Origin of the sequence: Massilia aquatica, assembly GCF_011682045.1 — a bacterium.
GTDB lineage: Bacteria > Pseudomonadota > Gammaproteobacteria > Burkholderiales > Burkholderiaceae_D > Telluria_A > Telluria_A aquatica.
Genome location: NZ_VVIW01000016.1, coordinates 17172 through 42432 on the forward strand (window position 1 = coordinate 17172; position 25261 = coordinate 42432).

25 protein-coding genes are annotated in these 25261 nt (G+C 63.7%); 6 read left to right on the top strand and 19 right to left on the bottom strand.

Features of this window, described 5'->3' with window-relative positions; translation table 11 throughout:
• Positions 1-16: 16 nt before the first annotated feature.
• The 10 genes from flgK to flgB all read right to left on the bottom strand — a co-directional run bounded on the left by flgK (position 17) and on the right by flgB (position 9869).
• The gene (gene flgK / locus F1609_RS22825; protein ID WP_167078964.1) at positions 17-1981 is read right to left on the bottom strand and encodes a flagellar hook-associated protein FlgK; all 1965 of its coding nucleotides are present in this window, start codon (positions 1979-1981) and stop codon (positions 17-19) included.
• A gap of 175 nt (positions 1982-2156) precedes the next feature.
• Positions 2157-3155, bottom strand: a complete 999-nt coding sequence (gene flgJ / locus F1609_RS22830; RefSeq protein WP_167078965.1) for a flagellar assembly peptidoglycan hydrolase FlgJ — start codon at positions 3153-3155, stop codon at positions 2157-2159.
• 10 nt (positions 3156-3165) lie between these two features.
• Positions 3166-4272 carry a flagellar basal body P-ring protein FlgI gene (locus F1609_RS22835; protein WP_167078966.1) on the bottom strand — a complete coding sequence of 369 codons (1107 nt, stop codon included), beginning with the start codon at positions 4270-4272 and terminating at the stop codon, positions 3166-3168.
• A gap of 11 nt (positions 4273-4283) precedes the next feature.
• Complete coding sequence (locus tag F1609_RS22840) at positions 4284-4928, bottom strand: flagellar basal body L-ring protein FlgH (protein WP_167078967.1); 645 nt, start codon at positions 4926-4928, stop codon at positions 4284-4286.
• Between the two features lie 19 nt (positions 4929-4947).
• Positions 4948-5730, bottom strand: a complete 783-nt coding sequence (flgG, locus tag F1609_RS22845; RefSeq protein WP_167078968.1) for a flagellar basal-body rod protein FlgG — start codon at positions 5728-5730, stop codon at positions 4948-4950.
• A 74-nt stretch (positions 5731-5804) separates the two neighbouring features.
• On the bottom strand, positions 5805-6551 hold the full coding sequence (locus tag F1609_RS22850) for a flagellar basal body rod protein FlgF (RefSeq protein ID WP_167078969.1): 747 nt from the start codon (positions 6549-6551) through the stop codon (positions 5805-5807).
• A 191-nt stretch (positions 6552-6742) separates the two neighbouring features.
• The gene (locus tag F1609_RS22855) at positions 6743-8263 is read right to left on the bottom strand and encodes a flagellar hook protein FlgE (RefSeq protein WP_167078970.1); all 1521 of its coding nucleotides are present in this window, start codon (positions 8261-8263) and stop codon (positions 6743-6745) included.
• A 39-nt stretch (positions 8264-8302) separates the two neighbouring features.
• A complete protein-coding gene (locus F1609_RS22860) occupies positions 8303-9016 on the bottom strand; it encodes a flagellar hook assembly protein FlgD (protein ID WP_167078971.1) in 714 nt (237 codons plus the stop codon).
• Positions 9017-9042: 26 nt separating this feature from the next.
• The gene (gene flgC, locus F1609_RS22865) at positions 9043-9444 is read right to left on the bottom strand and encodes a flagellar basal body rod protein FlgC (protein WP_167078972.1); all 402 of its coding nucleotides are present in this window, start codon (positions 9442-9444) and stop codon (positions 9043-9045) included.
• Positions 9445-9446: 2 nt separating this feature from the next.
• Positions 9447-9869: a flagellar basal body rod protein FlgB gene (flgB, locus tag F1609_RS22870; RefSeq protein ID WP_167078973.1), complete on the bottom strand. Its 423-nt coding sequence runs from the start codon at positions 9867-9869 to the stop codon at positions 9447-9449.
• Positions 9870-10052: 183 nt separating this feature from the next.
• On the opposite strand from flgB, the gene flgA reads away from it, so the two are divergent.
• The 4 genes from flgA to F1609_RS22890 all read left to right on the top strand — a co-directional run bounded on the left by flgA (position 10053) and on the right by F1609_RS22890 (position 12583).
• Entirely contained in the window at positions 10053-10757 is a 705-nt protein-coding gene (gene flgA / locus F1609_RS22875) for a flagellar basal body P-ring formation chaperone FlgA (RefSeq protein WP_167078974.1), read from the top strand.
• A gap of 107 nt (positions 10758-10864) precedes the next feature.
• Positions 10865-11170: a flagellar biosynthesis anti-sigma factor FlgM gene (gene flgM, locus F1609_RS22880; RefSeq protein ID WP_166882390.1), complete on the top strand. Its 306-nt coding sequence runs from the start codon at positions 10865-10867 to the stop codon at positions 11168-11170.
• Between the two features lie 24 nt (positions 11171-11194).
• The gene (locus F1609_RS22885) at positions 11195-11674 is read left to right on the top strand and encodes a flagella synthesis protein FlgN (protein WP_229422011.1); all 480 of its coding nucleotides are present in this window, start codon (positions 11195-11197) and stop codon (positions 11672-11674) included.
• A gap of 330 nt (positions 11675-12004) precedes the next feature.
• Positions 12005-12583, top strand: coding sequence for a type 2 periplasmic-binding domain-containing protein (locus F1609_RS22890; protein ID WP_167078975.1), 579 nt, complete (start codon positions 12005-12007; stop codon positions 12581-12583).
• Between the two features lie 159 nt (positions 12584-12742).
• On the opposite strand, the gene F1609_RS22895 is transcribed toward F1609_RS22890, so the two are convergent.
• Positions 12743-14578 carry an amidohydrolase gene (locus tag F1609_RS22895; RefSeq protein ID WP_167078976.1) on the bottom strand — a complete coding sequence of 612 codons (1836 nt, stop codon included), beginning with the start codon at positions 14576-14578 and terminating at the stop codon, positions 12743-12745.
• A 329-nt stretch (positions 14579-14907) separates the two neighbouring features.
• Between F1609_RS22895 and F1609_RS22900 the strand changes: the two genes are divergently transcribed.
• Complete coding sequence (locus tag F1609_RS22900; RefSeq protein ID WP_167078977.1) at positions 14908-16005, top strand: M35 family metalloendopeptidase; 1098 nt, start codon at positions 14908-14910, stop codon at positions 16003-16005.
• Positions 16006-16097: 92 nt separating this feature from the next.
• On the opposite strand, the gene F1609_RS22905 is transcribed toward F1609_RS22900, so the two are convergent.
• The 6 genes from F1609_RS22905 to flhF all read right to left on the bottom strand — a co-directional run bounded on the left by F1609_RS22905 (position 16098) and on the right by flhF (position 21113).
• On the bottom strand, positions 16098-16598 hold the full coding sequence (locus F1609_RS22905) for a hypothetical protein (RefSeq protein ID WP_167078978.1): 501 nt from the start codon (positions 16596-16598) through the stop codon (positions 16098-16100).
• Positions 16599-16728: 130 nt separating this feature from the next.
• On the bottom strand, positions 16729-17487 hold the full coding sequence (gene motD / locus F1609_RS22910; protein WP_167078979.1) for a flagellar motor protein MotD: 759 nt from the start codon (positions 17485-17487) through the stop codon (positions 16729-16731).
• A 2-nt stretch (positions 17488-17489) separates the two neighbouring features.
• The gene (locus F1609_RS22915) at positions 17490-18236 is read right to left on the bottom strand and encodes a flagellar motor protein (protein WP_167078980.1); all 747 of its coding nucleotides are present in this window, start codon (positions 18234-18236) and stop codon (positions 17490-17492) included.
• Positions 18218-18949: an RNA polymerase sigma factor FliA gene (locus tag F1609_RS22920; RefSeq protein WP_167078981.1), complete on the bottom strand. Its 732-nt coding sequence runs from the start codon at positions 18947-18949 to the stop codon at positions 18218-18220. Before F1609_RS22920 ends, F1609_RS22915 begins: the two co-directional genes overlap by 19 nt.
• 15 nt (positions 18950-18964) lie before the next feature.
• Positions 18965-19747 carry a MinD/ParA family ATP-binding protein gene (locus F1609_RS22925; protein WP_370661661.1) on the bottom strand — a complete coding sequence of 261 codons (783 nt, stop codon included), beginning with the start codon at positions 19745-19747 and terminating at the stop codon, positions 18965-18967.
• Between the two features lie 37 nt (positions 19748-19784).
• Positions 19785-21113 carry a flagellar biosynthesis GTPase FlhF gene (gene flhF / locus F1609_RS22930; protein WP_167078983.1) on the bottom strand — a complete coding sequence of 443 codons (1329 nt, stop codon included), beginning with the start codon at positions 21111-21113 and terminating at the stop codon, positions 19785-19787.
• 63 nt (positions 21114-21176) lie between these two features.
• On the opposite strand from flhF, the gene F1609_RS34750 reads away from it, so the two are divergent.
• Complete coding sequence (locus F1609_RS34750) at positions 21177-21659, top strand: GIY-YIG nuclease family protein (protein ID WP_229422016.1); 483 nt, start codon at positions 21177-21179, stop codon at positions 21657-21659.
• Between the two features lie 330 nt (positions 21660-21989).
• Here F1609_RS34750 and flhA read toward each other — a convergent pair whose 3' ends face one another.
• Together flhA and flhB are read right to left on the bottom strand one after the other, a co-directional pair.
• Entirely contained in the window at positions 21990-24074 is a 2085-nt protein-coding gene (gene flhA, locus F1609_RS22940) for a flagellar biosynthesis protein FlhA (protein WP_167078984.1), read from the bottom strand.
• Positions 24071-25249, bottom strand: coding sequence for a flagellar biosynthesis protein FlhB (flhB, locus tag F1609_RS22945; RefSeq protein WP_167078985.1), 1179 nt, complete (start codon positions 25247-25249; stop codon positions 24071-24073). The genes flhA and flhB overlap by 4 nt, the downstream gene beginning before the upstream one ends.
• Positions 25250-25261 lie beyond the last annotated feature (12 nt).

Consider the following 25261-nt stretch of genomic DNA (forward strand, 5'->3'; position numbering starts at 1 on the left):
TGCTAAGGCTATGTAATTAACGACTGATCGACAAAACCGTGTCGAACAGGGTACTGGCCATCTGCATCACCTTGCCCGCAGCCTGGTAGGCTTGCTGGTACTTGAGCAGGTTGGTCGCTTCTTCATCCAGGTTCACGCCAGACACATCCTGCTGCGCCGCCGTCACCTGTTTCAGCAAGGTATCGCCAGCCTGGCTGTTGACCTGCACTTCGCGCGTCTTGTTGCCGACAAAGCTGACCAGTTCGGCGTAGGCCGACTGGTAGGTGGCCTTGCCGCCATCGAGGATCGGCTTGGTCTGCAAATTGCCCAGCAGGCGCGCATTGCGGTTGTCGGCCGTGCCGTTGCTGTTGGGCGCGACCGTGAAGGTGTCGCCCGCCACCGGGGTGCCGGCAAACTTCAGGTTCACGCCGCCAAAGTTGTAATTGGCGCCCGCGGTGAACGGAATCGAGGCGGTGCCGGCCGGATAGGTCGTGGACGTGCCATTGTTGGTCACCGTCACGGCCTGGCCGGCCGGGAATCCCGACAGGCCGGCCGGGGTGCCGCCCACGGTCAGGTTGACCGGCGCCGTCAGCGCATTGCCCGGCGTCAGGTAAGCGGCGTCGATATTGCCTTCGCTGATGGTCGCCGTGCCCTTGTTACTGAGCGGCACACTGGTGCTGATCGGCGCCGCCGCCGCAATCGAATTGCGCTCGTTGACGACCATCGAAAAGTCGGACGCGCCATTCACGGTCGGGCGCACCAGAAAGCTGTCGCCGGCGCTCGCGCTGCCGGTCACGGTGAACGCCACGCCATCGATGACCTGCGGCCCGGTCTGCGGGAACGGGGTGACCGGGAACGGTTTTTTGTCCGACAGGCGCGTCACCGTGTAATTGCTGCCGTCGTAGCTCACGCTGTAATCGCTCTGGGTCAGCGCGGCCGGGTCGACGATGGCGGCCTTCACATCGGTGGTGCTGCCGACCGCGTTATTGATGTTGCGCCCGACCACCGGCGCGCCCACCGTGAAGAAATTGCCGCCCGGATTGCCGGCCGAATCGATGCCGAGGCGGTGCTGGGCGTTAAAGGTTTCTGCCAGGGTAATGGCCACCCTGCCGAGCGAATTCTGGGTCCGGTCGAGCGTGCCGGAACGAAATTCCATCAAGCCGCCCAGTTCGCCGCCCGAGAGCGCGCTGTCGGCCAGCACGGTCACATTGCTGCCCGTGACCAGGCCGACCTGCACCCGGCTCAGGTCGGTCGGCGAGGTGGTGGCCGTCAGCTGGAAGGCTTTGTTGCCCACCACCAGCGGCTGGCCGCTGCCGATGGCCACCGTCAGGCTGTTGTTGTTGCCGCGCGTGACCGTGGTTTTGACTTCCTTGTTCAGGTCGGCGATCAGTTGGTCGCGCGCATCCATCAGGTCGTTCGGCTCGGCGCCGGAGCCGGTGCTCAGCTGGGCGATCTTGTCGTTGAGCTGGCCAATCTGCTCGGCGTAGGAATTAATCACCCCGACCTTGGAGGTGATTTCACTGTTGACGCCCTGGCGGATCTCGCTCAGGCGGTCGTTGATGCCCTGGAAACGCGACACCAGCGATTCGCCATTCGACAGCACCGCCTGGCGCGAGGCGGCCGAGGACGGGTTCGAGGCCATGTCTTGCACGCCCTTGAAAAAATCCTGCAAGGCCGGCGACAGGCCGGAAGTAGTGTCCGACAGCAAGTTATCGACCTGGCTGATCTGCGAATAGAAGGCGTTGAGCGAGCTGACCTGGGTCTGGGCCGAACGCACCTGGCCGTTGAGGAAGCTGTCGGAATAGCGCTTGATCTGCTCGACCTCGGTACCGCTGCCGACGAAACCATAGCCATAGTTCTGGGCGATCCCGCTCGACTGGATAATCGTCTGGCGGCTGTAGCCGGCCACGTTGGCGTTAGCAATGTTGTGCCCGGTCGTGGACAGGCCCACTTGCGCGGCGAACAAACCGGTCTTGCCGATGTTGAGGAGATTTCCAGACATGATGTGGTTTCTTTCCTTGAATATCTCTGTCTACGGCAAGTTATCAAAAAACTTGAGCCGGAGGCCAACGATGCCGCCGTCAGCCGTCGCCCCCGCGCCAAGGCGGCCCTCGGCGGGGATCCATGGCACGTATGCCGGGCGGTGCTGACGTCAGCACCCTTGGCGCCAGGCTAATCTACGCCAGGTTGCGCTGGATAATCTTGGTCAGCTTGGCCGCGTACAGCGGGTCGGTGGCGTAGCCGGCTTTCTGCAAGCCCTGGGCGAACCCGGCAGCATCCTGGGCGTTGGCCAGCACTTTTTCGTAGCGCGGGTTGTTGGTGATCAGCTTGGCGTAATCCTTGAAGCTGTCGGCATACGAATCGTAGGCGCGGAATTTCTCGACCCGGGTCTGCGGCTTGCCGTTGACGTATTCGGTCGTGACCGCCGTGGCAACCTTGCCAGTCCAGCCAGGACCGGCCTTGATGCCGAACAGGTTGTGGCTGGTGGCGCCGTCGGCGTTGCGGATCTCGCGCCGGCCCCAGCCCGATTCGAGCGCGGCCTGGCCCAGCATGAACTTGGCCGGAATCCCGGTCGCGCGCGCCGCTTCGTCGGCATGCGCACCGAGCTTTTCCTGGAACGCGCGCACATGCGGCGACTGCGGCCGTCCGCTCGCGCTCACGCCGGGGGTGGACGGGGCGCCGCTGGCGCCCGGCGCGGGACTGGTCGTGGTCGGCGTGAGCAGCGCGCGTGGCGAGGTGATCATTTCACCGGCATCGCGCCCGGGCGGCATGGCGATCCGCTTGGCCGGCTGGTCGTTGGCAATGGTAAACGGCTGGGCCGGCTGGGCGATCGGATCGCCATTAATCGCCAGCGCCTGCGCATTGGCGGCGGTGGTGCTCAGCTGGCGGATCAGCACGTCGGCCAGGCCGACCCCGCGCTTGGCCAGGTTCTGGCTCATTTGCTGGTCGAGCATGGTGGTGAAGGTCTTGGTTTGCTGGCTGTCGAGCATGCCTTCGCCCTGCGGCGTGGCGTCGCGCATGCTTTTCATCATCATATTGATGAACATGGCCTCGAACTGGGTCGACGCGGTTTTCAGCGCTTCCGGGGAGCCGGCCTTGGCCGACTGCTTGAGCCCGCCCAAGGCATTGGTGTCGAGGGCGAATTTGCTGCTCAGGTCGTTCGATGGGCCGATCATGATGGCATCCTCAAATGATTTCGAGTTCGGCACGCAGCGATCCGGCCGCTTTCAGCGCCTGCAGGATCGAGAGCAAGTCTTGCGGCGAAGCGCCGATCGCATTCATCGCCTTGACCACTTCGGCCAGCGAGGCGCCGCCCTTGAGCATGACCACCTTGCCCGGATCTTTCTTCACTTCGACCTGGGTGTTCTGGGTGACCACGGTCTGCCCGCCCGAAAACGGTCCCGGCTGGCTGACCTGCGGATCGGAACTGATCGTCACCGACAGGTTGCCGTGCGAAATGGCGCAGGTGTCGAGCGTGACGGTCTGGTTCATCACCACCGAGCCGGTGCGCGCGTTCATGATGACCTTGGCGGCCAGCCTGGACGGATTGACTTCCAGCCCTTCCAGGATGCCGATGAAGGCCACCCGCTGGTCGCTCGACGAGGGCGAGCGTACCCGGATCACGCGCCCGTCGAGCGCGGTGGCGATGTCTGGACCAAAATGGTTGTTGATCGCTTCGACCACCCGTGCCACGGTGGAAAAATCGGTGGTGTTCAGTTCCAGGCGAATCTGGTTGTTCTCGCCCAGGTTCGAGGCGACGGCGCGCTCCACCGTGGCGCCGGCGGAAATCTTGCCCACCGCCAGATGATTGACCTGCACCTGGGCACCACCCGCCTGGGCGCCGACGCCGCCGACCAGCACATTGCCCTGCGCCATGGCGTACACCTGGCCATCGGCGCCTTGCATCGGCGTCATGATCAAGGTGCCGCCGCGCAAGCTCTTGGCGTTACCGATGGACGACACCGTGATATCGATGGTCTGGCCCGGCTGGGCGAAGGCCGGCAGCGAGGCCGTCACCATGACGGCGGCCACGTTCTTGAGCTGCAAACTGGTACCCGGCGGCATGTTCACGCCCTTCGCCTGCAGCATCGACATGATCGATTGCACCGTGAACGGGGTCTGGGTGGTCTGGTCGCCGCTGCCGTCCAGGCCAACCACGATGCCGTAGCCGCTCAGCTGATTCTGGCGCACGCCGGCGATCGTGGTCAGGTCTTTCAGGCGCTCGGCCTGGACGGCCTGCGGCAGCAGGGTCAGCGAGAGTGCCAAAGCAGCGGTGTTCAGGAATGCACGCATGAAAGTTCCGATCAGAATGGCAGCAGGGACTGGAAGAAACGCGACACCATCGCCGTCATTTCGGCGCGGTCGATCTGGCTGTTGGTGCGGTACTCGACCCGCGCATCGGCCACCTGGGTCGACGAGACCGTGTTGCCGGTGCCGATATTGTCCGGGCTGATCATCCCCGAGAAGCGGATGAACTCGACGCCCTTGTTCATCGCCACCTGCTTCTCCCCGGCCACGATCAGGTTCCCGTTCGGCAACACTTCGGTGACGGTCACGCCGATGGTGCCGGTAAAGGTATTGCTGGCGCTCTGGTTGTCCGAATCCGAAAACTTGTTGGCCCCTTCGACCCCGACCGCGGCGCCGAACACGCCCTTGATCACGCCTGGCGCGGCAAAGCTGGCCGAGCCGGACTTGTTGCCCGAGCTGGCGCCGGCTTTCACGGCCGAGGTGCGCTCGGTGATGTTAATGGTCAGCATGTCGCCGATATGGCGCGCGCGCCGGTCTTCGAACAGCGGGCGGTACTGCGAACTCTGGTAGATGGCGCCGTTGGCGGGCGCGCCCTGCTCGGCCATGAGCGGACGCGCGCTGGTCGGACGCTGCACGATCGAGCTCGGGGTGGCGGCGCAGCCACTCAGCGCCAGCAGGGAAACGATAAGAAAGGTCTTCATGAAAATCTCCTGGCCGCGCTTACAGCTGCGACAGTTTTTGCAGCATCTGATCGGACGTGGTGATCGCCTTGCTGTTGATCTCGTAGGCGCGCTGGGTCTGGATCATGTTCACCATTTCCTCGACCACGTTCACGTTCGATGTTTCCACGTAGCCTTGCAGCAGCACGCCGGAGCCGTTGGTGCCCGGGGTGTTGGTGTTGGCATTGCCGGAAGCACCAGTTTCCACGTACAGGTTTTCGCCTTTCGACTCCAGCCCGGCCGGGTTCACAAAGGTGCTCAGTTGCAGGCTGCCGATCTGGGATGGCGCGCCGGTGCCCGGCAGGGTCACCGAGACGGTGCCGTCGCGCCCCACGGTCAGCGACAGCGCGTTGGACGGCACGGTAATGGCCGGCTGCACCACGAAGCCGGACGAGGTCACCAGTTGGCCGTTGGAATCGGTCTGGAACGAGCCGTCGCGGGTGTAGGCGGCGGTACCGTCGGGCATGAGCACCGAGAAGAAACCGGCGCCGTTGACCATCACGTCTTTCGAGTTGCCGGTCTGCTGGGGATTACCCTGGGTGTGAATGCGTTCGGTCGAGACGACGCGCGTGCCGGTGCCGATTTGCTGGCCCGAGGGCAGCTGGGTTTGTTGCGAGGATTGGGCGCCGGGCTGGCGGACATTCTGGTAAAGCAAGTCTTCGAACACGGCGCGGCTGCGTTTGAAGCCGTTGGTGCTGACGTTGGCCAGGTTATTGGTGATGACGTCCAGGTTGGTCTGCTGCGCTTCGAGGCCGGTCTTGGCGATAAAAAGGGAACGAATCATGGTCTTCTCCAGTAACGGCGGCCGGCGAACATCGCCACGCACCGATCAATGAAGCCATTATGCGCTGCCCGGTGTTAACCCAAAGCGAGGATCTGGGTGGCTTTCGCCGCGTTGTTCTCGGCATTCTTCATCAGGCTCATTTGCAGTTCAAACGAACGGGCTAGCGAAATCATGGTCACCATGGCATCGACCGGGCTGACGTTGGAGCCTTCCAGCGCCCCGCCGGCGACCGCCACTTGCGGGTCGGCCTCGGCCGCCACACCGCTTTTCAGGCGGAACAGGCCATCGTCGCCGCGCACCAGGTCCTGCTCGGGCGGGTTGACCAGTTTCAGGCGCCCCAGGATGGTCGGCGCGCCCGGCTTGGTGGTGGTGGCGATGGTCGAGATGGTGCCGTCGCCGCCGATCGAGACCGACACCTCGGGCGGCACGGTAATGCTGCCGCCATCGCCCTGGATGGCAAAGCCGGCGCTGTTGGTGAGCAGGCCGTTTTCATTCATCTGCAGGGCACCGTTGCGGGTGTAGGCTTCGCTGCCGTCGGGCATTTGCACGGCGATAAAGCCCTTGCCCTTGAGCGCAACGTCGAGGTCGCGCCCGGTCAATTGCAGGGGTCCGGAGGTAAAATCGGTGCTGGCGGTGGTGTTGACCACGAAGGCGCGCGTGGCCAGCGGCAGGTTCTCGCCAACGATCGGCACGGCGCGGAAGGCGTCGATCTGGGCGCGGAAACCCGTGGTGGTGACGTTCGCCAGGTTGTGCGAGGTGGTCGCCTGCTGCTCCAGGATGTGCTTGGCGCCGCTGCCGGCTGTGTAGATGAGTCTGTCCATGATCTTCTCCTAGATGCATACCGCTAACACCATTCCCGCCCGTTACCCCGTCGTTCCCGGCCTCGGCGGCCCCCTTGGCGGGAACCCATAGCACGTAAGCGGGGAAACGGTGCACGCTTGAACCACCGCAGCACATCGGTGCTATGGATTCCCGCCGAGTGCCGCCTTGGCGCGGGAACGACGAGCTAGCTTTAACGCAGGTTGACCAGCGTCTGCAACACCGAATCCTGCGTCTTGATGGTCTGCGCATTGGCCTGGTACACCCGCTGCGCCGTGATCATATTGACCAGTTCCGCCGTCAGGTCGACATTCGAACTCTCCACCGCCGAGGCCTGCAAATTGCCGAAACTGCCAGAATTCGGCGTACCGATCAGCGGGCCGCCCGAGGTCGGCGTCTGCGCCCAGGCATTGTTGCCCAGCGGTTGCAGCCCGTTCGGATTGGCGAAATTGGCCAGCACCACTTGTCCCAGCGGACGCGATTCGCCATTGCTGTACTGTCCCAGGATGGTGCCGTCAGGCCCTGCCGAGAAACGCTGCAGGTTACCCGCCGTGTAGCCGTCCTGGCTCGATTTCTTCTCTTCCGTGGCGTCGCCATACTGGGTCGAACCGGCGAAATACAGGTCGAATTCGATGGTCGGCTTGGAACCGGTCAGCGGGAACACCGGCAATTCGATCTGCAATGGCAAGGTCTGCGGCGCCATGGCGGCGGCGTTCAGCACGCCATTGGTATCGAAATTGAGGTGGCCGGCGCGCACGCCCGGGACCTTAACGGCGGCGGCGATCAGCTTGTCGATCTCGGCCGGAGTGATGCCGGGCGTGCCGCCGGCGCTGGTGGCGGCGGTGGTAATTGCGGTCTGCTGGGCGGCGGTGGCGCCCTTGGTGCCCGCGGCGGCGGCCACGGCGGCGCCGGCGGCGGTGGCGTAGGCGGCGGCGGCGGCGGCCAGGTTACCCGGCGGCACGGCGGTGGCGGCGGTCTGGAAGGCGGTGCGTGCGGTGGTCGCGCCGGTATCGGTCTGGGCCGCGGCGGCCACGGCCTGGTTGGTGATTTCCACCCCGTCCGAACCGACGTACACGTCCCACGCGCCAGGGCCGGTCTTGACGTAGTAGGTCGACATCACGTGCGAGTTGCCGAGGCTGTCGAAGACGTCGATCGAAGTCTGCTTGTTGTAGGTTTCCGGATCGGCCGCGTTGAACGGCACCTTGATCGGCAGCGGGCTGCGCGAATCGAGGTTGAGCTTGGTATCGACTCGGGTCGTTTCGAGCGGATCCATGTCCTTGTTGTCGATCTTCAGCGGCACGGCCGAGCCGGTCAGGATGTTGCCGCTTTCGCCGACGGTATACCCGGTCAGCTTGGCGCCCTGGGCGTTGATCACGAAGCCGTTCTTGTCGAGCGAAAACTGGCCATTGCGCGAATATTGCACGTCGCCGTTGACATCGGTGCGGAAGAAACCGGCGCCGTTGATCGCGATGTCGAGCGGGTTGTTCGAGCTTTCGATATTACCCTGGGTGAACTGCTGGGCGATCTGCGAGACTTTCACGCCGATCCCGGCCTGGTTGCCGCCGGCGCCGTTGAGCGAATTGGCGTACATGTCCGCAAACTGCGCCTGCGACCCCTTGAAACCGACGGTGCTGGCGTTGGCGATGTTGTTACCGATAACGTCGAGCGATTTGGCTGCGCCATTCAAGCCGCTAAGTCCTTGTTGAAACGACATGGTGTTTCTCCTGAAAATGAATAAGTAGTAGCGGCTTGTTTACAGAATTTGCTTGACGTCGCTCATTGATACGACGCCCCGCGAGGGCAGATTCAGCTTGACGCCATCCTTGGCGCTGGTGGTCACGCTGGCGACCGTGTCGAACGACAGGGCCTTGGCATCTTTTAAGACTTCGCCGCCGCGCTCGGCGACGATACGGATCAGGTAATTGCCATCCTTGAGCGCGATCGGCTTGCCGGCCGCGTCGAGCTTGGTCGGGTCGACCACCCCGTCCCAGGCCACCGGCACGGTGCCGGCCGCCTGCTTGCCGAGGTCGATGGTCTGGACATCCTTGCCGGTCTTCGGATCGGTGACAATCAGCTGCACCTTGTCGGCCGGGGTAGCCATGTGCACGCCCATGATGCCCTTGCCGCCGGCCAGGGTCACGCCATTGCCGTCGACCAGCACGCCGTGCCCGATCAGGTTAGCGGCCTGCAAGCCTTCCGAACTCTGGTAGCTCGACTTGAGCGATTCCATGGTCGTGTTCAGCTTGTTGACGCCGGTCACCGTCGACAGCTGGGCCAGCTGGCTGGTGATCTGCGCATTGTCGAGCGGATTCATCGGATCCTGGTTCTTGAGCTGGGTGACCAGCAGGGTCATGAACTTATTGGTGTCGGCCTCGACGCTGCCTTCGACCGCTTTCGGCTTCTTGGGATTGACGGCGTTAAGCAAGTCTTGCGACATCACGGGGGCGTTGGAATTGACGGTTGACATGGCGGCTTCTCAGTGTATGACTCAGGTTATTGACCGATGGTCAACGTTTTCATCAACAGCGACTTGGCCGCGTTCATGGTTTCGACATTGGTCTGGTAAGAACGCGAGGCCGACAGCATGTTGACCATCTCGTCAACCACGTTCACGTTCGGCATGGCCACATAACCCTTCTCGTCGGCCATCGGATGTTTCGGGTCGTACACCTGCTTGAGCGGGGAAGGATCGTCGATCACTTCGCGCACCTTGACGGCGGTGCCGGCGCCGCCGGTCGGGACCGCCTCGAACACGACCTGCTTGGCGCGGTAGGCTTCGCCGCTGGCACTGGTGGCGCTGTCGGCGTTGGCCAGGTTGCTGGCGGTGGCGTTGAGGCGCTGGGCCTGGGCGCTCATGGCCGAGCCGGACACGTTAAAGATATTAAACAGCGACATGGTTACTGGCCTCCCTGGACGGCCATGGTCATGCCGCGAATCTGCATATTAATGAAGGTCACCGCCGCTTCGTAGCGCAGGGCGTTGTCGGCGAACTGGTTGCGCTCGACATCCATGTCGACCGTATTGCCGTCGACCGCGCCCTGGGCCGGGGTGCGGTACATCACCGGGGTGCCGTTGGCCAGCACGTCGCCCTTGGCGGCGCCGGCCGGCATGTGGGCCGCGGCGGTCTGCTTGAGCACGCCCGCCGGCGGCGTATTCTTGGCCAGCACGCCTTGCAGGGCGCTGGCGAAATCAATATCGCGCGCCTTGTAATTAGGCGTATCCGCATTCGCGATGTTCGACGCCAGCAATTCCTGGCGTTGCGAGCGCAGGCTCAGGGCCGTCTCGTTAAAGCGCATGTAATCGTCGAGTTTGCCAATCATGTCGTGCTCCGCATCTGTCGACTGCCTCCGGGTTGGCGGCAATGTACTTGTGATGACAGGATGAATCATACGGCCCGCCCTGCTTGCCCAATCGAACGATAAGGAACGCCAAAACACGGCTATTCAGGGATTCGCTGGCGGCGCGTGACGTCTATGATGCTCTCATTCCTGAAAGCAATCACCATGAAAATCACTTTGTTTACGGCCCTCTTGCTTGCCTCGCAATGTTGCTTCGCGCAGCCAGCCGCCGCCCCGGCGCCGGCCTTGCAGGACCCGGCGGTGCTCAAGCGCGTGGCCGAAGACTACCTGCGCGCCCAGAACGCGGCCGTGGCGGGCGAGGTGACGGTCACGGCCGGCCCGGTCAACCAGCGCATGAGCCTGGCCTCCTGCCCTGAACCCCAGGCTTTCCAGCAGCCGGGGGCGCGCACGTCCGGAAAAACCACGGTCGGCGTGCGCTGCACCGCGCCGGTCGCGTGGACGGTGTATATTCAGGCACAGGTGAGCGTGGTGACCGCTTACGTGGCCACCGCCGTGCCGCTGGTCCAGGGCCAGACAATTGAACAATCGCAATTAGTGTTGCTTAAAGGCGACATTGGAACGATGCCGAACGGGGTCGTGACCGACATGGCGCAAGCGGTCGGACGCACCAGTACGGTGTCGCTCGCCTCCGGCACCCCGCTGCGCCTCGACGCGCTGCGCGGCAAGCCGGTGGTGCAGCAAGGGCAACTGGTCAGGGTAGTGTCGAGCGGCAATGGCTTCCGGGTATCTGCCGAAGCGCGCGCAATCGGCAATGCCAGCGATGGCCAGGTGGTACAAGTGAGAACGCCGGCCGGCGCCATCCTCAGCGGGGTGGCCAGGGCGGGCGGCCTGGTGGAGGTGGTCTTTTAGACAAGGGTTCAAACTCCCGCAGGAATGCGCTAAAGTTTACGCCGCATGCGCCGTTACTTACGCAGACCCTGGAGTTTTTACCGCTCCGCCCAGAGAAGGATGATGCTGTGAAAATTAACGACAACCTCAAGACCAACCCCGGCCTGCCTGCGGCGAGTACACCCGCAGCCAACGCCAAGAGCACCGAAAAAGCCGCCAGCGCGGCCCCGGCCAGCACCGACAGCGTCAAGCTGTCGTCGCAGGGCCAGGCCATGGCCAGTTCGGTTGGCAACAGCAATAGCGTGTTCGACACCAAAAAAGTCGAGCGCATCAAGCTGGCGATCGCCGACGGCCAGTTCCAGGTCAATTCCGAGAAAGTTGCGGATGGCTTGCTCGACACCGTGCGCGACCTGCTGCATTCCCGTCAACGCTAACCGCGCCGGTTTTCCGGCGATACCATGACCATGCCAACAGCCACTCCGAGCACGACCCTGGCGCAGGAACTTGCCTTGATCACGTCCGTGCTGGACTTGATGACGCAGGAGCAGCAATTGCTGGTCAGCGCGGACACGGCCGGTCTCGACGAGCTTACTCCGCGCAAGGCCCAGGTGGTGGTCGCCATGACGGCGCTGGCCCGCGAGCGCCACGCGTGCCTGGCGGCGGCCGGTTTTGCGGCGGACGATGGCGGCATGCAGGCGTGGGTGGAAGGCAGCGGCGCGGCCGATGCATTGTCTGGCTGGCAAGCCTTGCTGGACAAGACGCGCGAGGCAAAAGAATTGAACCGTATCAACGGCATGCTGATCACCCGGCAGCTGTCGCATACCCAGGGATTGATCAACGCCATGCGCACCCCGGCCGGCGGCGGCGACGCGGCGGTGTACGGCAAGAGCGGCCAGGCCGCGCCGGGCGGACCGTCGAAGCGCTACGTGGTGGGGTGAGCAAGATACACAGGCGGCGCCAGAGTCCTTGCGCCGTCGCCAATACACAGGCAGGAACCTATGCTGGTGCTATCTCCAAGCAACAAGCCAAGCGCGTTCGCTTGCGCTGCTTTTTTCCTTTCCCTGCTCCCCGTCGCATGCTGTGCTCAGGCTAACGCTGACGCGCCAGCACAGCACAGCACGCTTACCCACACACTGACCCTGCGCCTGTGCGTCGATGAGCGCGCCCACCTGCCCTTCATCACGGCCGATGGCAAAGGCACGGCCGGAGAATTAATCCGCCAGGCCGCCAGGGAAAGCGGGATCGAAGTGACGTTTTATGGAGCGCCTGTGGTCCGCTGCCGTGAAGAAATTCGTGCCGGCGTAGCGGACGGTTTTCCGACCGCCCCATACACCCCGAGCCTGACTTCGTTCATGTCGTTTCCCATGCATGGGGCGGCGCCGGACAACACGCGCGCCGTCATGCTAGCGCGTGCCATGGTCTTTCGGCGCAAGGGCAGCGCGCTGGACTGGGACGGCAAGCAGTTCAGCCACCGCAACTTGCCCGTGCTGGTCCCGTTCGGCGCTGTGCTGTTGCTCGATCGCCTGCAAGCGATGGGGGTGCCGCACGACGACAAGGGCAAAACCCTCGACCTGATTTTCGCCAAGCTGGCGGCCCAGCGCGGCGACGCCGCCATCGGCGCTGAATACAGCGGCATCGCCCATCTGACTGAACCGCGTTTCGCCACCCAGTTGGAAATGCTGCCGGTACCGTTCTCGGAAGAACCGTATTTCCTGGGTGTGGCCAGCGACTATCACAGCGCGCATCCTGCTGCGGTCGAACGCCTGTGGGACGCTATCGGACGCATCGGCAAGTCAGCCGCCTATCGCGCGTATTACCAAAAGGCGGTCAAGGGCGCGGCGCACTGATCGCGCAGCTGTCAATGGCGCGGCGGCGACCTCGTCCCGGCATCATTGTTCTGTCCGGCAATTACCTGCCGAAGCTGAGCGACCATCCCTGTGCCGCTGCCGCCAGCACGATCATCGCGCGCGCCGTTGTCAATGCGACGGGGCACGGACTACGTCGGCCTAAGGCAAAGCCGGATTCTGATACACAAGCTTGCCGCCCACCACCGTCTGCAGCACCTTGATGTCGGCAATCTCTTCATCCGGTATCTGGAAGAAATTGCGGTCCAACACGATCATATCCGCCAGTTTGCCCACTTCCAGCGACCCGACCTGCCCTTCCTGGCGCAAGGTGTACGCGGCGTTCATGGTCACCGCCCGCAACACGGCGGCGCGCGGCATGCCCGGCGCCGGGCCCAGCTGACCGGCGAACGCCGGCCCGGCCGCCAGCGCGTTGGTGCGGGTCACGCCGACCTTGAGCGCGAACCATTGGTCGAGCGCATCGACCGGCCAGTCGCTGCCGAACACCACGCGCGCGCCGGCGTCGAGCAGCAGCGACTGCGGCTCGAGAATCGCGTAGCGCGCCGGTCCCAGGTAATCTTTCAACCCCGCCACCGTGTCCGGCGCCGGTTTGCCCCACTGGAACGACAGCACCGCGCTGGCGTCGAGCGCGGCAAACCGGCCAAAGTCGGCCGGATCGACGATTTCGGCATGCGCCAGCGCCGGCCGTGCGTCCTTGCCGCCGGGCGCGGCCCGCATGGCTTCAACGGCGTCGAGCGTTTCGCGTACCGCGCCGTCACCGTCGGCGTGCACGTGGGCATCGATGCCGGCCCTGGCCAGCCCGATCAGGATCGCTTTCAGCGCTTCCGGCTTGAAGTAGGTCGGCGGCCCCTTGCTGTCGCCCGCCACCCAGTGCGGCTGCTGCGCCGTGCCACGGTTGACGAAATACGGCGCGACCATGGTGCCGGTGAAGGCCGGCGCGGCGATCACGCCATCCATGTAGATCTTGGCGTGGCGCACGCGCATGGCCGGCTCAACGCCGTCGCCATCCTGGTGGTAGCGCCTGGCCATCTTCAGCACCGACGCCACCGCGCGCGCCGGGTCGAGGGCGTCGTCGGTCGACACCTCGGCCGCGAAATGCGCGCGCGCGCTCAGCTTGCCCTGGCGCTCGATGGCGGTGAACGCGGTAAAGATTTCCTCGTCGCTGCTGGCATCGAGAAAACTGGTCACGCCCTGGCGCCCCAGCGCCTGCATGGCGAAACTGGCGGCGGTCACGTTCTCGGCCGCCGTGGTCTTGGGCAGCACTTTGCTGACCATTTCCATGGCCGCGTCTTCCAGCAGGCCGGTCGGCTCGCCGCCGCCGTCGCGCACGATCTTGCCGGTCTCCGGGTCGGGTGTAGCGCGCCCGATGCCGGCCGCTTGCAGGCCGCGCGTACTGACCAGGTAGGAGTGGCCGAACGAGGAGCGCACCGCGATCGGACGCTCGGTCTTGATGGCGTCGAGCGTGGCGCGGGTGGTTTCCACGCCGGCCGGCAGCATGCTTTGCTGGAACCAGTTGACCACTTGCAGCCACTTTTTGCCGCTATTGCCGGTCTTGCCGCCTTTGGCGCCACGGTCCTTGTCGGCGCAAGCCTGGATGCGCGCCTGGAACTGCGGCACGGTCAGCGCTTCGTAGTTCAGGTTGCAATGCAGGAGGCGCTTGCCGCCGGACAGCGGGTGCATGTGGGCGTCGATCAGGCCGGGCATCAGCATGCGCCCTTGCAGGTCGACCAGGCGGGTCTGCTTGCCCTTGAACGCGACCGCGCCGGCGTTGTCGCCCACGTAGACAATGCGCCCGGCGCGCACGGCCAGCGCCTGGTGCACGCTGTCCTGGGCGTCAACGGTGTAGATGTAGCCGTTGCGGTAAATCGTCTCGGCGGCGTCGACGCTGCCGCGCGGCGCCCCCGCCCCGGCCGCCGGCAACACGCATGCCAGCGCCAGCGCAACGCCGCACTGCGGCCAGTTGTTTTTCTTTGTCATTTCTTCCCCTTCAGTGCCAGCGATGGGCCCCGTCGAGCCCCGCCGCCAGAATACACGCTTGCACGCAGCCCGGCACGCCAGCGTCAAAGATTTAACATTTTTGTTAATTATCGATGGAAATTTTTGCGGTCAACAAGCTTGATTTCATTGGGGAAATTGTGCGACTACACATTCTTTTTTGAGCGACAACGATACGTTCAGAATTCGCCGGAACGACACAATTACCGATGAATATGACTGTCGTATGCCTTTGTGCCGTGTAACGATGGGTTGTTGAGGCCGCCTTTGGCCCGGCACTCAGAACAAGCACATCACTCACGGAGAACTGTATGAACTGGAATCACTTGGTAAAAGCAAGCGTCGGTATCGTTGCAGCAGCAGCCTGCCTGGCAGCCCAGGCGGGGTCGAACGGGGTGACTGTCAGCCTGAGTGCTGAAAAATCCTCGCTCGGCAAGCAGGATGACGTGGTCGTGCGCGTCACCATCACCAATACCTCGTCCAAGCCGCAATACGTGCTCAAATGGCACACCCCGTTTGCCGGTGTCGAAGACCACCTGTTCGACGTCACCCGCGACGGCGTGGACGTACCGTACCAGGGCCGCCATTACAAGCGCCCTGCCCCGACCGCCAAGGATTACTACCTGCTCAAGCCGGGCGCCTCGCACACCGCCAAGGTGGAACTGTCGTCCATGTACGACATGAGCGTCACCGGCGACTACGCGATCCGCTACCACGCGGCCTCGTTCAACCTGTTCAACTCGACGGACGACGACGAGAACAGCCTGACCGCGCGCCAGGGCGAGCGCGAGATCGGCGAGATCGCATCGGCGCCGGTATCGCTGTGGATCGATGGCCGCCTCGAGCGCGGCACGGTGGTGGCCGACGCCAACGAGCTGGCACGCCAGGCGGTGGGACCGGCCGGCATTTCGTTCGCCAGCTGCAGCTCGTCGCAGCAGACCTCGATCAACTCGGCCTTGTCGGCCGCCAAGACCATGGCCAACGGCAGCGTCAGCTATCTCAACAGCAACCTGCAGGGCACGCGCTATAAAAAATGGTTCGGCGCCTACACCTCGGGCCGCTACTCGACGGTGAAATCGCACTTCACCAATATCAAGGGCGCGCTCGATTCCAAGCCGATCGTGGTCGATTGCAGCTGCAAGGAATCGTACTACGCCTATGTGTACCCGACCCAGCCTTACAAGATCTACGTCTGCAACGCCTTCTGGACGGCGCCGACCGCCGGTACCGACTCGAAAGGCGGCACCCTGATCCACGAGCTGAGCCATTTCAACGTGGTGGCGGGAACGGATGACTGGGCGTATGGCCAGTCGGCCGCCGCCAGCCTGGCGACCAGCAATCCGACCAAGGCGGTCGACAATGCCGACTCGCACGAATATTTCAGCGAGAATACGCCGTCGCTGCCGTAAGCTGGCGCGCCATGAAAAACAGCCTGGCCGCGTGAGTGGCCAGGCTGTTTTTTTATCGCCAGCCCGTCGCATTTATTGGCCGTGCTGCATTCCTATTGTTCTTCCGGCCGCGCCACCTGGGTATGCGTGAACACCGTCGAGGCCGGTTTCATGGCCAGCGGATTATCCAGCTGCTGCAAGTCAAGCACGTAACTTCCCGTATGGCTGAGCCGGTAGCGCTGCTTGCCCGGCGCAAAATCATACGACTGCGTGATGTCGATGGTATTGCGGTGCACGCCGTTCGGCTCCACCTTGAAATAATCGTCGGCCTGCGGCGGCGCGCGCTTGACCACCGGGCCGATGTAATTGACCGGCGCCGCGCTGCCCGCCAGGCTGATGTCGAAATCGGGCCCGAACAGCTGGCGGCCCTGGTAGGTTACTTTCCACAGATAAATCGGCTGCCTGGTCCTGTTGGTCACCGTCAAGGTCACCAGCACCTTGCCGCCGCGCGAAGCGACCGATACCTTCTCGCTTACGCCACTGATCGGCTTCTCTTTTGCATAGGCCAGTCCCAGCGCCATGAGCATCAACACGCCCGCCACTGATCGTTTCATCGCCTCGCTCCTTGTCTCGTACTTGTCGGTCCCGGCCGAAAGCGCTGTGCCTGAAACGGGTCCGGGTCGCCCGCCTGCGCCGTTCCCGGCCATTGTGCACCGTTTCAGCGCGCAAGCCAGCCCGGTTGAATCAACGGGTGGGGATTTCGGTCGTGGTATCGGGCAGGGCCGACAGGATCGTCACCGCCACGCGCCGGTTGCGCGCGCGGCCTTCGGGCGTGGCGTTGGAGGCGACCGGGATATTGGCGCCATGCCCCACGGCCGTCAGGCGTTCGGGCGCCACGCCGCTGTCGATGAACAGGCGCACCACGCTGCTTGCGCGCACCGCCGACAATTCCCAGTTCGACGGGAACAGCGCGTTGCGGATCGGGGTCGGGTCGGTATGGCCTTCTACCTGCACCGCGTGCGGGTCGTCCTTGAGCAGCACCGCCAGCGCGCGCAGGGCCTGGTCCGACTCGGGCGTGAGCGCAGCGTCGCCCGGGTCGAACAGCACGCTGGCATTGATCTCCACGCTCACCCCGCGGCTGTTCTGCGTCACCCGCACCTTGCCTTCGCGCACCAGCGGGGCCAGGGTCGAGGTCAGCTTTTGCGCCAGCTGGGTCAGGCGTTCCTTCTCGCGCCGCATGGCTTCGGCGCGCCGCTTGACCAGCGGGTCGGGCAGCACGATCAGCTGCGGCACATCGCTGCTGGCGACGCTGGCCGTCTTCTGGTCCTTGCCCCCAAAAGCGTCGCCGAGCGAGACCGAAAACACCTTGTATTTTCCTTCGTTGACCACCGAAATGGCATACATGACCACAAAAAACGCAAACAGCAAGGTGATGAAATCGGCGTACGAAATGAGCCAGCGTTCGTGATTTTCGTGCTCGGCTTCGTACTTTTTGCGGGCCATGGTCAGGGCCGCGAAAGCAGGCAGGCGACGCGTTCTTCGATCACGCGCGAATGGTCGCCGCTGGCGATGTCATGAAAGACATCGGTGAGGATTTCGTACTGGGTCACCCGTTCGGCGACGATGGTCTTGAGCTTGTTGGCGATCGGGTAGAAGAACATATTGGCCAGCCCGACCCCGTACACGGTCGACACGAAAGCGACCGCGATCCCGCTGCCGAGCTTGCCCGGGTCGCTCAGGTTTTCCATCACGTGGATCAGCCCCAGCACCGCCCCCAGAATGCCGATGGTGGGCGAGTAGCCGGCCGCCGCTTCCCAGATCTTGACCGCCTGGCGTTCGCCGAATTCGTAGGCCGTCACTTCCATCTCGAGCAGGCTGCGCAGCTTGTCGGGGGCGATGCCGTCGACCACCAGGCGCAGGCCCTTCTGCACGAATTTATCTTTGTTGACGGCCATGTATTTTTCCAGCGACAAGAGCCCATCGCGGCGCGCATGCAAGCCCCACACGGCGATCTCGCGCGCCAGCGCGGCGCGCTGGGAGGGCGGCGGCGAAAACACCCAGCGCAGCATGCGCACGCCGCGCATGAAGGTCGGCGCTTCGCTTTGCAGCAGCACGGCGCCGACGGTGCCGATGACGACGATGGCAAACGCCGCCGGCTGCACCAGCGAAGACAGCTTGCCGCCCTCGAGCGCCTGGCCGACCAGGAGGCCGGCCAGCGCCAGGAAAATCCCCGCTACGCTGGCCCGGTCCACGCCTGCTCCTTCAGGCACGCCCGCAGGCGCGCGACCGCCTGGGTGTGCAATTGCGACACGCGCGATTCCGATACACCCATGACGGCCCCGATCTCTTTCAGGTTCAGTTCTTCTTCGTAGTACAGACCCATAAGGATTTTCTCGCGCGGCGGCAGGTTGTCGATGGCATCGATGACCGCCTGGCGGAAGTCGCCGTCGAGCAGGCTGCGCAGCGGATCGGCATCGTCCACCGCATAGCGGTCGAGGAAGCTGTCGTTGCCGCCCTCGTTGTCGTGAAAATCTTCGTAGTAGACCAGCTGGTGGCCGCCGCCGTCGGTGAGCATGTCCTGGTAGTCGGCCAAGGACAGTTTCAAGCTCTTGGCCACTTCCGATTCGGTGGGCGGGTGGCCCAGCTTTTGCTGCAGGGTGCTCATCGCCGTTTCGATCTTGCGCATGTTCTGGCGCATCGAGCGCGGCAGCCAGTCGCTGCTGCGCAGTTCGTCGAGCATGGCGCCGCGGATGCGCAGCACGGCATAGGTTTCGAACTGGGCGCCGTGGGTTTCTTCATAGCGGCTGATGGCGTCGAGCAGGCCGATCATGCCGGCCTGGACCAGGTCGTCCACTTCCACGCTGGGCGGCAGCTTGGCCTTCATGTGGTGGGCGAGCCGCTTCACCAAGGGCATATGCTCGGTCAGTAAATGGTTCTTGTCCGCTTTCCCTTTGACGGTGTACATAGATCTCAGTATGTTTTAAGAGCCAAAATGGGAAGTCCCCCCTGTGTGCCCGAGCTGCGGCATGGCCGACAGGGCAAAGCGCCCCGCCAGCTGGCGAAATGCAACCGAGGCTCCCGCCAGCGGGAACGCGTCGACCACGGCCCGGCCCAAGCGCGCGGCCCGGTGCAGGTATTCATCCGCCGGGACCGAGCCCATCGACGTGAGCTGTACGGCAAGGTAACGACTTGCCGCAGATGACATATTATCGTATACCACCTTGGCTTCGGCTTCGGATGCGCCCGTGACCAGAATTCCGAACGGACGGCGTCCCAACTGTTGCGAAAGTCGCTTGATGAGGGCGTACGCGGCGGTGATCGAGCTGGCGCTGGTGGACACCTGGACCACGATTTCGGCGCTCTCCATGACCGGCACCGGAAAGGTGTCGTCGTCGCCGAATTCGCCGTCGACAATGACGATGCCGGTCTGCTTGACCAGCACCTCGAAAGTCTTGGCCAGGCGCCGCGCTTCGTCCGGGCCGCCGCGCGCGCGCGCCATGCTGACCACGCCGAAGCCCTGCGGCACCTGGTGGATGATCTGGTTCAGCGCGCATTGCTGGCGCGCCACCTGCAGCAGGCTGGCGCGGTCGGCCACGCCGAGGCGCTGGGCCACGCCGTATTCGCGGTCGCAGGCGTCGACGATCAGCACGTCGTTGCCGGCCCGGGCCAGCGAGGCGCCCAGGTTGACCAGCATGGCGCCCTTGTCGTCTTCGGGGGTGGCCGACAGAAAGGTGACGATGCGTGGCTTGGGTCCGGCCAGCATCCGGCGCAGGCCTTCGGCCTGGTCGAAATCGAAGTGATTAGCCAAGGGACACCTCGCGCAGGCTGCGGTCGTTGCGGGCGCTGCTGGTGTTGGCCATCAAGAGCGGCAGTTCGGCATCCGAAAACTGGGTAGCGGCGGCGTCGCGCTTGAGGCGGAAGGCGCGGTCGACCAGCATGTTGCGGTCGGCCAGGTGCAGGTCTTCCGGCACGCGCTGGCCGTTCGAGACATAAAACAGGTTCAGTTTCTGGCGGATCACGACGTCGAGCACATTGCCGATCGAGGCCGCTTCGTCGAGCTTGGTCATGATGCAGCCGGCCAGGCCGCTGCCCTGGTAGGCGCGCACCACTTCGTTGAGGGTTTCGTTGGTCGAGGTCGAGTTCAGGCACAGCAGGCGCTTGACGTCGGCGCCGGTCTCGGACAGCATCGCCACCTGTTCGGCCACGTTCTGGTCGCGCTGGGACACGCCGACCGTGTCGATCAGCACGGTATGCTTGTTGCGCAATTCTTTCAGGGCGATGCGCAGGTCCGATTCATCTTTCACCGAGTGCACCATCACGCCCAGGATCTTGCCGTAGATGCGCAGTTGTTCGTGGCCGCCGATACGATAGGCGTCGGTGGTGATCAGGGCCAGTTTCTCCGGGCCGTGGCGCATCACGCAGCGCGCCGCCAGCTTGGCGGTGCTGGTGGTCTTGCCGACGCCGGTCGGGCCGACCAGGGCGAACACGCCGCCCTTTTCCAGGATTTCATCTTCGTTCGAGATGCTGGTCAGGTTGCGCGCGAGGACGGTCTTAATCCAGCGCAGGCTCTCGGCGGCATCCTTGCCGGCCGGGAGTTTTTCGATCAGGTAGCGCGACAGGCTGGGCGAGAAACCGGCGGCCAGCATTTCGCGCAGCACGCCGGCTTTTTGTGGTTCGCGCTGCTGGGTGGTGCCCCAGGCGATTTCGGCCAGTTGACTTTCCATCAAGCCACGCATGGCGCGGATTTCATTCATCATGCCCGACATTTCGGCGGCGGCGCTGTCCTTGGCCTGATTCATGGCCTGCATCATCATCGACGACATTTGCGAGGCCATCATCGACATGTCGAACTGTTCCGGCTGGACCGCGTAGGCCGGGGCCGGGGTTGGGGCGACGCGGCGGTTGGCGTAGGTGTCCGGCGGGATCGACAGGGATGGGCGCGGCTGGGCCATCTCGGATTCCGGCGCGGGCGAAGAGATCGAGGCGACGTCATCGCTGGCGAGTGCCAGGATTTCGACCACGCCATCGACCGGGCGATTGGACAGGATGACGGCGTCGGGCCCGAGCGCTTCGCGTACTTTACGCAGTGCGTCGCGTGATGTTGCAGCCGTAAATTTTTTGACATTCATCGCCAACTCCTGGGGGTTCCTGCTGGGTGCTCACATGAGCACTGACAGGGTCCATTATTGACGATGCAGGATGGAAACGATCTGGGGAGGAGGATGGGAAAAGGGGTTCATTTCGGTTTCAAGGTTTGTACGCTGAGCGCATCGCCACCGTCGTTCCCGGCATTGCCGCAACCGACTTCCCGCGCAGGCGGGAATCCAAGCACATTTGATCAGCGCCACGATCACCGGCAGCCTTCCAACCAGAATGATCGAATGGACAAGTACAGCTATGTTTATATGCTGGCCAGCACCCGCTACGGCACCTTGTATATTGGCGTGACATCGGATCTGGTCAAGCGCGTCTGGCAGCACCGTCATGGCGTGGTCGAAGGCTTCACCAAACAGCACAAGATCCACAGGCTGGTCTGGTACGAGACCCACGGCGACATCATGGAAGCGATCAAGCGCGAGAAGCGGCTCAAGAAATGGGAGCGGGCGTGGAAGGTGAAGATGATTTCGACCAGCAATCCGACCTGGCGGGATTTATATGAAGATTTTACACCGTGAAAAATGCGGCAAGGGCTCCGCCCACAGACCGTCAAACCGTCTCTTGCGCGCAGGCGGGAGCCCATGGCACCTATGCTTAGCGAAGGTGCTATGGATTCCCGCCTGCGCGGGAACGACGTGGTAGGGGCGGAGCGGGAACGACGAGGTAGAGGTGGAGCAACGGCTCCGGCCACAGACCGTCAAACCGTCTCTCCCGCGCAGGCGGGAGTCTATAGCACCTGTGATGAGCGAAGGTGCTATGGGCTGCCGCCTTCGCAGGAGAGACGAGCTAACGCTGGAGAACAACGATACCTTAGCGCTCAGCTCAGCTCGACTCAACTCAGGGACGACTTACTGCGCACCCACCAGATTCGTCACATGAATCGTCTTGGTCTCCGGAATCTCATTATGCGACAGCACCTTCAACTGCGGCAACGCGCGGCGCAGGAATTTCGACAGCAAGGCCCGTAACGGCCCCGGCACCAGCAGCACCGGCGTCAAGCCCATCTGCTCCTGCTGCGCCGCCGCCGCGCCAGCCTGCTGCGCAATCGTATCGGCCAGGCCCGGCTCGATCCCGGCGCCATCGCCACCGGCGCCCATGGCCTGCATCAGCAAACGCTCAAGCCGGTTATCCAGGGTCATCACCGACAACTCATTCGTGCCCGGGAACAACTGCTGCACGATCGCCCGCCCCAGCGCAATCCGGACCACGGCGGTCAGATCAGCCGGATCCTGGGTCTGCGGCGCATACTCGGCCAGGGTCTCGATCACGGTCCGCATATCACGGATGTGCACGCCTTCAATCAGCAGATTCTGCAACACTTTTTGCAGGGTCGACAGCGACACCAGCTTCGGCACCAGGTCTTCCACCAGCTTCGGCGCTTCCTTGGCCAGGTGGTCGAGCAAAGCTTGCACTTCGGCACGGCCGAGCAATTCCGACGCGTGGGTGGTGATCAAATGGTTCAGGTGCGTCGCCACCACGGTACCGGCATCGACCACCGTATAGCCCATGCTCTGCGCTTCGTCGCGCAGGCCGGCGTCGATCCACACCGCCGGCAAGCCGAACGCCGGATCGGTGGTCACCAGCCCGGCCAGGCTGCCGCTGGCCATGCCCGGATTGATCGCCAAAAACTGCCCGTTCATCGACTCGCCGCTGCCCACTTCCACGCCCTTGAGGGTGATGCGGTAGGCCGACGGTTTCAGTTCCAGGTTGTCGCGGATGTGCACCGGCGGCGCCAAAAAGCCGACTTCCTGCGCGAACTTCTTGCGAATCCCCTTGATGCGCTTGAGCAGCTCGCCGCCCTGCGTCTTGTCGACCAGCGGAATCAAACGGTAACCGACTTCCAGCCCCAGGGTATCGACCGGCATGATGTCTTGCCAGCTGGCTTCTTCCTGCTCGGTCGGGGCCGGCGGGGTCGGTGCTTCGATTTCTTCCGGCGGCGGCGCCTTGGCCTTCTTGTTGATCAGATACGCAGTGCCGCCCAGCGCGCCGGCCAGCAACAGGAACACCATGTTCGGCATGCCGGGAATCAAGCCCATGCCGCCGATGATCGCGGCGGTGATGTACAGCACTTCCGGCTTGGCGAACAACTGGCGCACCAGCTGGGTGCCGATGTCCTGGTCGCTGGCCACGCGCGAGACCACGATACCGGCTGCGGTCGAGATGATCAAGGAGGGAATCTGCGCCACCAGGCCGTCGCCGATGGCCAAGAGGGTGTAGGTCTTGGCCGCTTCGCCGAAGGCCATGTCATGCTGCAAGACACCGACCAGCAAGCCGCCGATCACGTTGATCACCGTGACCATGATGCCGGCCACCGCGTCGCCGCGCACGTATTTCGAGGCACCGTCCATGGCGCCGTAGAATTCGGCTTCCTGGGCGACTTCGGTACGGCGGCGGCGCGCTTCGTCTTCGGCGATCAGGCCGGCGTTGAGGTCGGCGTCGATCGCCATCTGTTTACCAGGCATGGCGTCCAGGGCGAAACGCGCACCCACTTCGGCGATCCGGCCGGCACCCTTGGTGACGACGGTAAAGTTAATGATGGTCAGGATGATGAACACGACGATACCGACCGTGTAGTTGCCACCGATCAGGAAGTGACCGAAGGCTTCAATCACTTTACCGGCTGCGGCGCCGCCGGTGTGGCCTTCGGTCAGCACGATCCGGGTCGAGGCCACGTTCAGCGACAGGCGCAGCATGGTCGACACCAGCAGGATGGTCGGGAAAGCCATGAAGTCGAGCGGCTTGACCGTGTACAGGCTGGTCAGGAGCACGATGACCGACAGCGCGATGTTGAAGCTGAAGAACACGTCCAGCACGAAGGCCGGCAGCGGCAGGATCATCATCATCAAGAGCATGATGATGATGGCCGGCGCCGCCAGGGCGTTGCCGCCGCCTTTCATTCCACTTAACCAGGAGGGCATATTCAGGCGGTTCATGGTGTGGCTCCGTTCTTCGGTTCAGGTTTCGTTTGCGATGCCGGGTCATGCGGGTCGAGCTCGGGTGGTACGCGCAGCCTGGTCGGCCGGTCGGGATAGGTGCCGCCGTCCTTCTTGTAGGTGCGCAGCTGGAACACATACGCCAGCACTTCGGCCACCGCCGAGTACAGCGCTTCCGGAATCTCCTCGCCGATCTCGGTGTGCTTGTGCAGCGCACGGGCCAGCGCCGGCGCTTCCAGCATGGCCACATTGTTTTCCCTGGCCAGTTCGCGGATCTTGGCCGCCACCTCATCGGCGCCCTTGGCCACCACGCGCGGCGCGCCGCGCTGGCCGTCGCCGTATTTCAGCGCCACCGCATAGTGGGTCGGGTTGGTGACCACCACATCGGCGGTCGGCACGTCGGCCATCATGCGGCGCTGCGACATTTCGCGCTGCATCTGGCGGATCTTGCCCTTGATCTGAGGATTGCCGTCCGACTCTTTCGACTCCTGGATCATTTCCTGGCGCGTCATCTTGAGCTTGTTCGCGTAGTGCCAGATCTGGTAAGGGCCGTCGATCGCGGCCACGATGCCGAGCCCGCCGACGATGAACAGGAAGGCCGAACCGATCAGGTCAACCATGTGGGCACTGCCGCTTTTCAGTGGCTCGACGGCCAGGCCGATGACGGCCTCTTTCTGGCTCATCACGACCATCCAGGCGATGGTGCCGACCACGATGGTCTTGGCGATCGCCTTGAGCAATTCGACCAGCGCATTGGTGGAGACCATGTTGGTCAGGCCGCGCACCGGGTTCAGCTTGTTAAAGTTCGGCATGAACGACTTGCTGCTGAACAGCCAGCCGCCGATCAGCAGGGGCGAGGCCAGCGCCACCAGCATGACGGCCAGCGCCAGGGGCAGGCAGGCCAGCATGACCTGGGCGATATCGCTGGCCACGCGCAGGATCATGGCGTTCGGGTTGAAGATTTGCTCGCGGTCCATGGCCATGCCGGAGACCATGGTCGCGTTGAGCTGGCGCACGATGCCGGCGCCGAAGAACCACAGGGTGCAGCCAGCCGTCATCAGGACAGTGAATGTCGCCACTTCCCGCGAGCGGGGCACGTCGCCTTCTTCACGCGCCTGCTCCAATCGCTTGGGTGACGCTGCTTCTGTCTTTTCTGCGTCGCTACTGTCTGACATGCCAGGCTCCCG

Excerpts from the sequence above, each read along its gene's own strand:
- F1609_RS22860 (WP_167078971.1), bottom strand. The coding sequence starts at position 9,016 with ATGTCAACCGTCAATTCCAACGCCCCCGTGATGTCGCAAGACTTGCTT.
- flgB (WP_167078973.1), bottom strand. The coding sequence starts at position 9,869 with ATGATTGGCAAACTCGACGATTACATGCGCTTTAACGAGACGGCCCTG.
- F1609_RS22885 (WP_229422011.1), top strand. The coding sequence starts at position 11,195 with ATGACCATGCCAACAGCCACTCCGAGCACGACCCTGGCGCAGGAACTT.
- flhF (WP_167078983.1), bottom strand. The coding sequence starts at position 21,113 with ATGAATGTCAAAAAATTTACGGCTGCAACATCACGCGACGCACTGCGT.
- F1609_RS22900 (WP_167078977.1), top strand. The coding sequence starts at position 14,908 with ATGAACTGGAATCACTTGGTAAAAGCAAGCGTCGGTATCGTTGCAGCA.
- F1609_RS22920 (WP_167078981.1), bottom strand. The coding sequence starts at position 18,949 with ATGTACACCGTCAAAGGGAAAGCGGACAAGAACCATTTACTGACCGAG.
- flhB (WP_167078985.1), bottom strand. The coding sequence starts at position 25,249 with ATGTCAGACAGTAGCGACGCAGAAAAGACAGAAGCAGCGTCACCCAAG.
- flgK (WP_167078964.1), bottom strand. The coding sequence starts at position 1,981 with ATGTCTGGAAATCTCCTCAACATCGGCAAGACCGGTTTGTTCGCCGCG.
- F1609_RS22925 (WP_370661661.1), bottom strand. The coding sequence starts at position 19,747 with ATGCTGGCCGGACCCAAGCCACGCATCGTCACCTTTCTGTCGGCCACC.
- F1609_RS34750 (WP_229422016.1), top strand. The coding sequence starts at position 21,177 with ATGCAGGATGGAAACGATCTGGGGAGGAGGATGGGAAAAGGGGTTCAT.
- flgJ (WP_167078965.1), bottom strand. The coding sequence starts at position 3,155 with ATGATCGGCCCATCGAACGACCTGAGCAGCAAATTCGCCCTCGACACC.
- F1609_RS22855 (WP_167078970.1), bottom strand. The coding sequence starts at position 8,263 with ATGTCGTTTCAACAAGGACTTAGCGGCTTGAATGGCGCAGCCAAATCG.
- F1609_RS22895 (WP_167078976.1), bottom strand. The coding sequence starts at position 14,578 with ATGACAAAGAAAAACAACTGGCCGCAGTGCGGCGTTGCGCTGGCGCTG.
- F1609_RS22835 (WP_167078966.1), bottom strand. The coding sequence starts at position 4,272 with ATGCGTGCATTCCTGAACACCGCTGCTTTGGCACTCTCGCTGACCCTG.
- F1609_RS22840 (WP_167078967.1), bottom strand. The coding sequence starts at position 4,928 with ATGAAGACCTTTCTTATCGTTTCCCTGCTGGCGCTGAGTGGCTGCGCC.
- flgC (WP_167078972.1), bottom strand. The coding sequence starts at position 9,444 with ATGTCGCTGTTTAATATCTTTAACGTGTCCGGCTCGGCCATGAGCGCC.
- flhA (WP_167078984.1), bottom strand. The coding sequence starts at position 24,074 with ATGAACCGCCTGAATATGCCCTCCTGGTTAAGTGGAATGAAAGGCGGC.
- flgG (WP_167078968.1), bottom strand. The coding sequence starts at position 5,730 with ATGATTCGTTCCCTTTTTATCGCCAAGACCGGCCTCGAAGCGCAGCAG.
- flgA (WP_167078974.1), top strand. The coding sequence starts at position 10,053 with ATGAAAATCACTTTGTTTACGGCCCTCTTGCTTGCCTCGCAATGTTGC.
- motD (WP_167078979.1), bottom strand. The coding sequence starts at position 17,487 with ATGGCCCGCAAAAAGTACGAAGCCGAGCACGAAAATCACGAACGCTGG.
- F1609_RS22850 (WP_167078969.1), bottom strand. The coding sequence starts at position 6,551 with ATGGACAGACTCATCTACACAGCCGGCAGCGGCGCCAAGCACATCCTG.
- F1609_RS22905 (WP_167078978.1), bottom strand. The coding sequence starts at position 16,598 with ATGAAACGATCAGTGGCGGGCGTGTTGATGCTCATGGCGCTGGGACTG.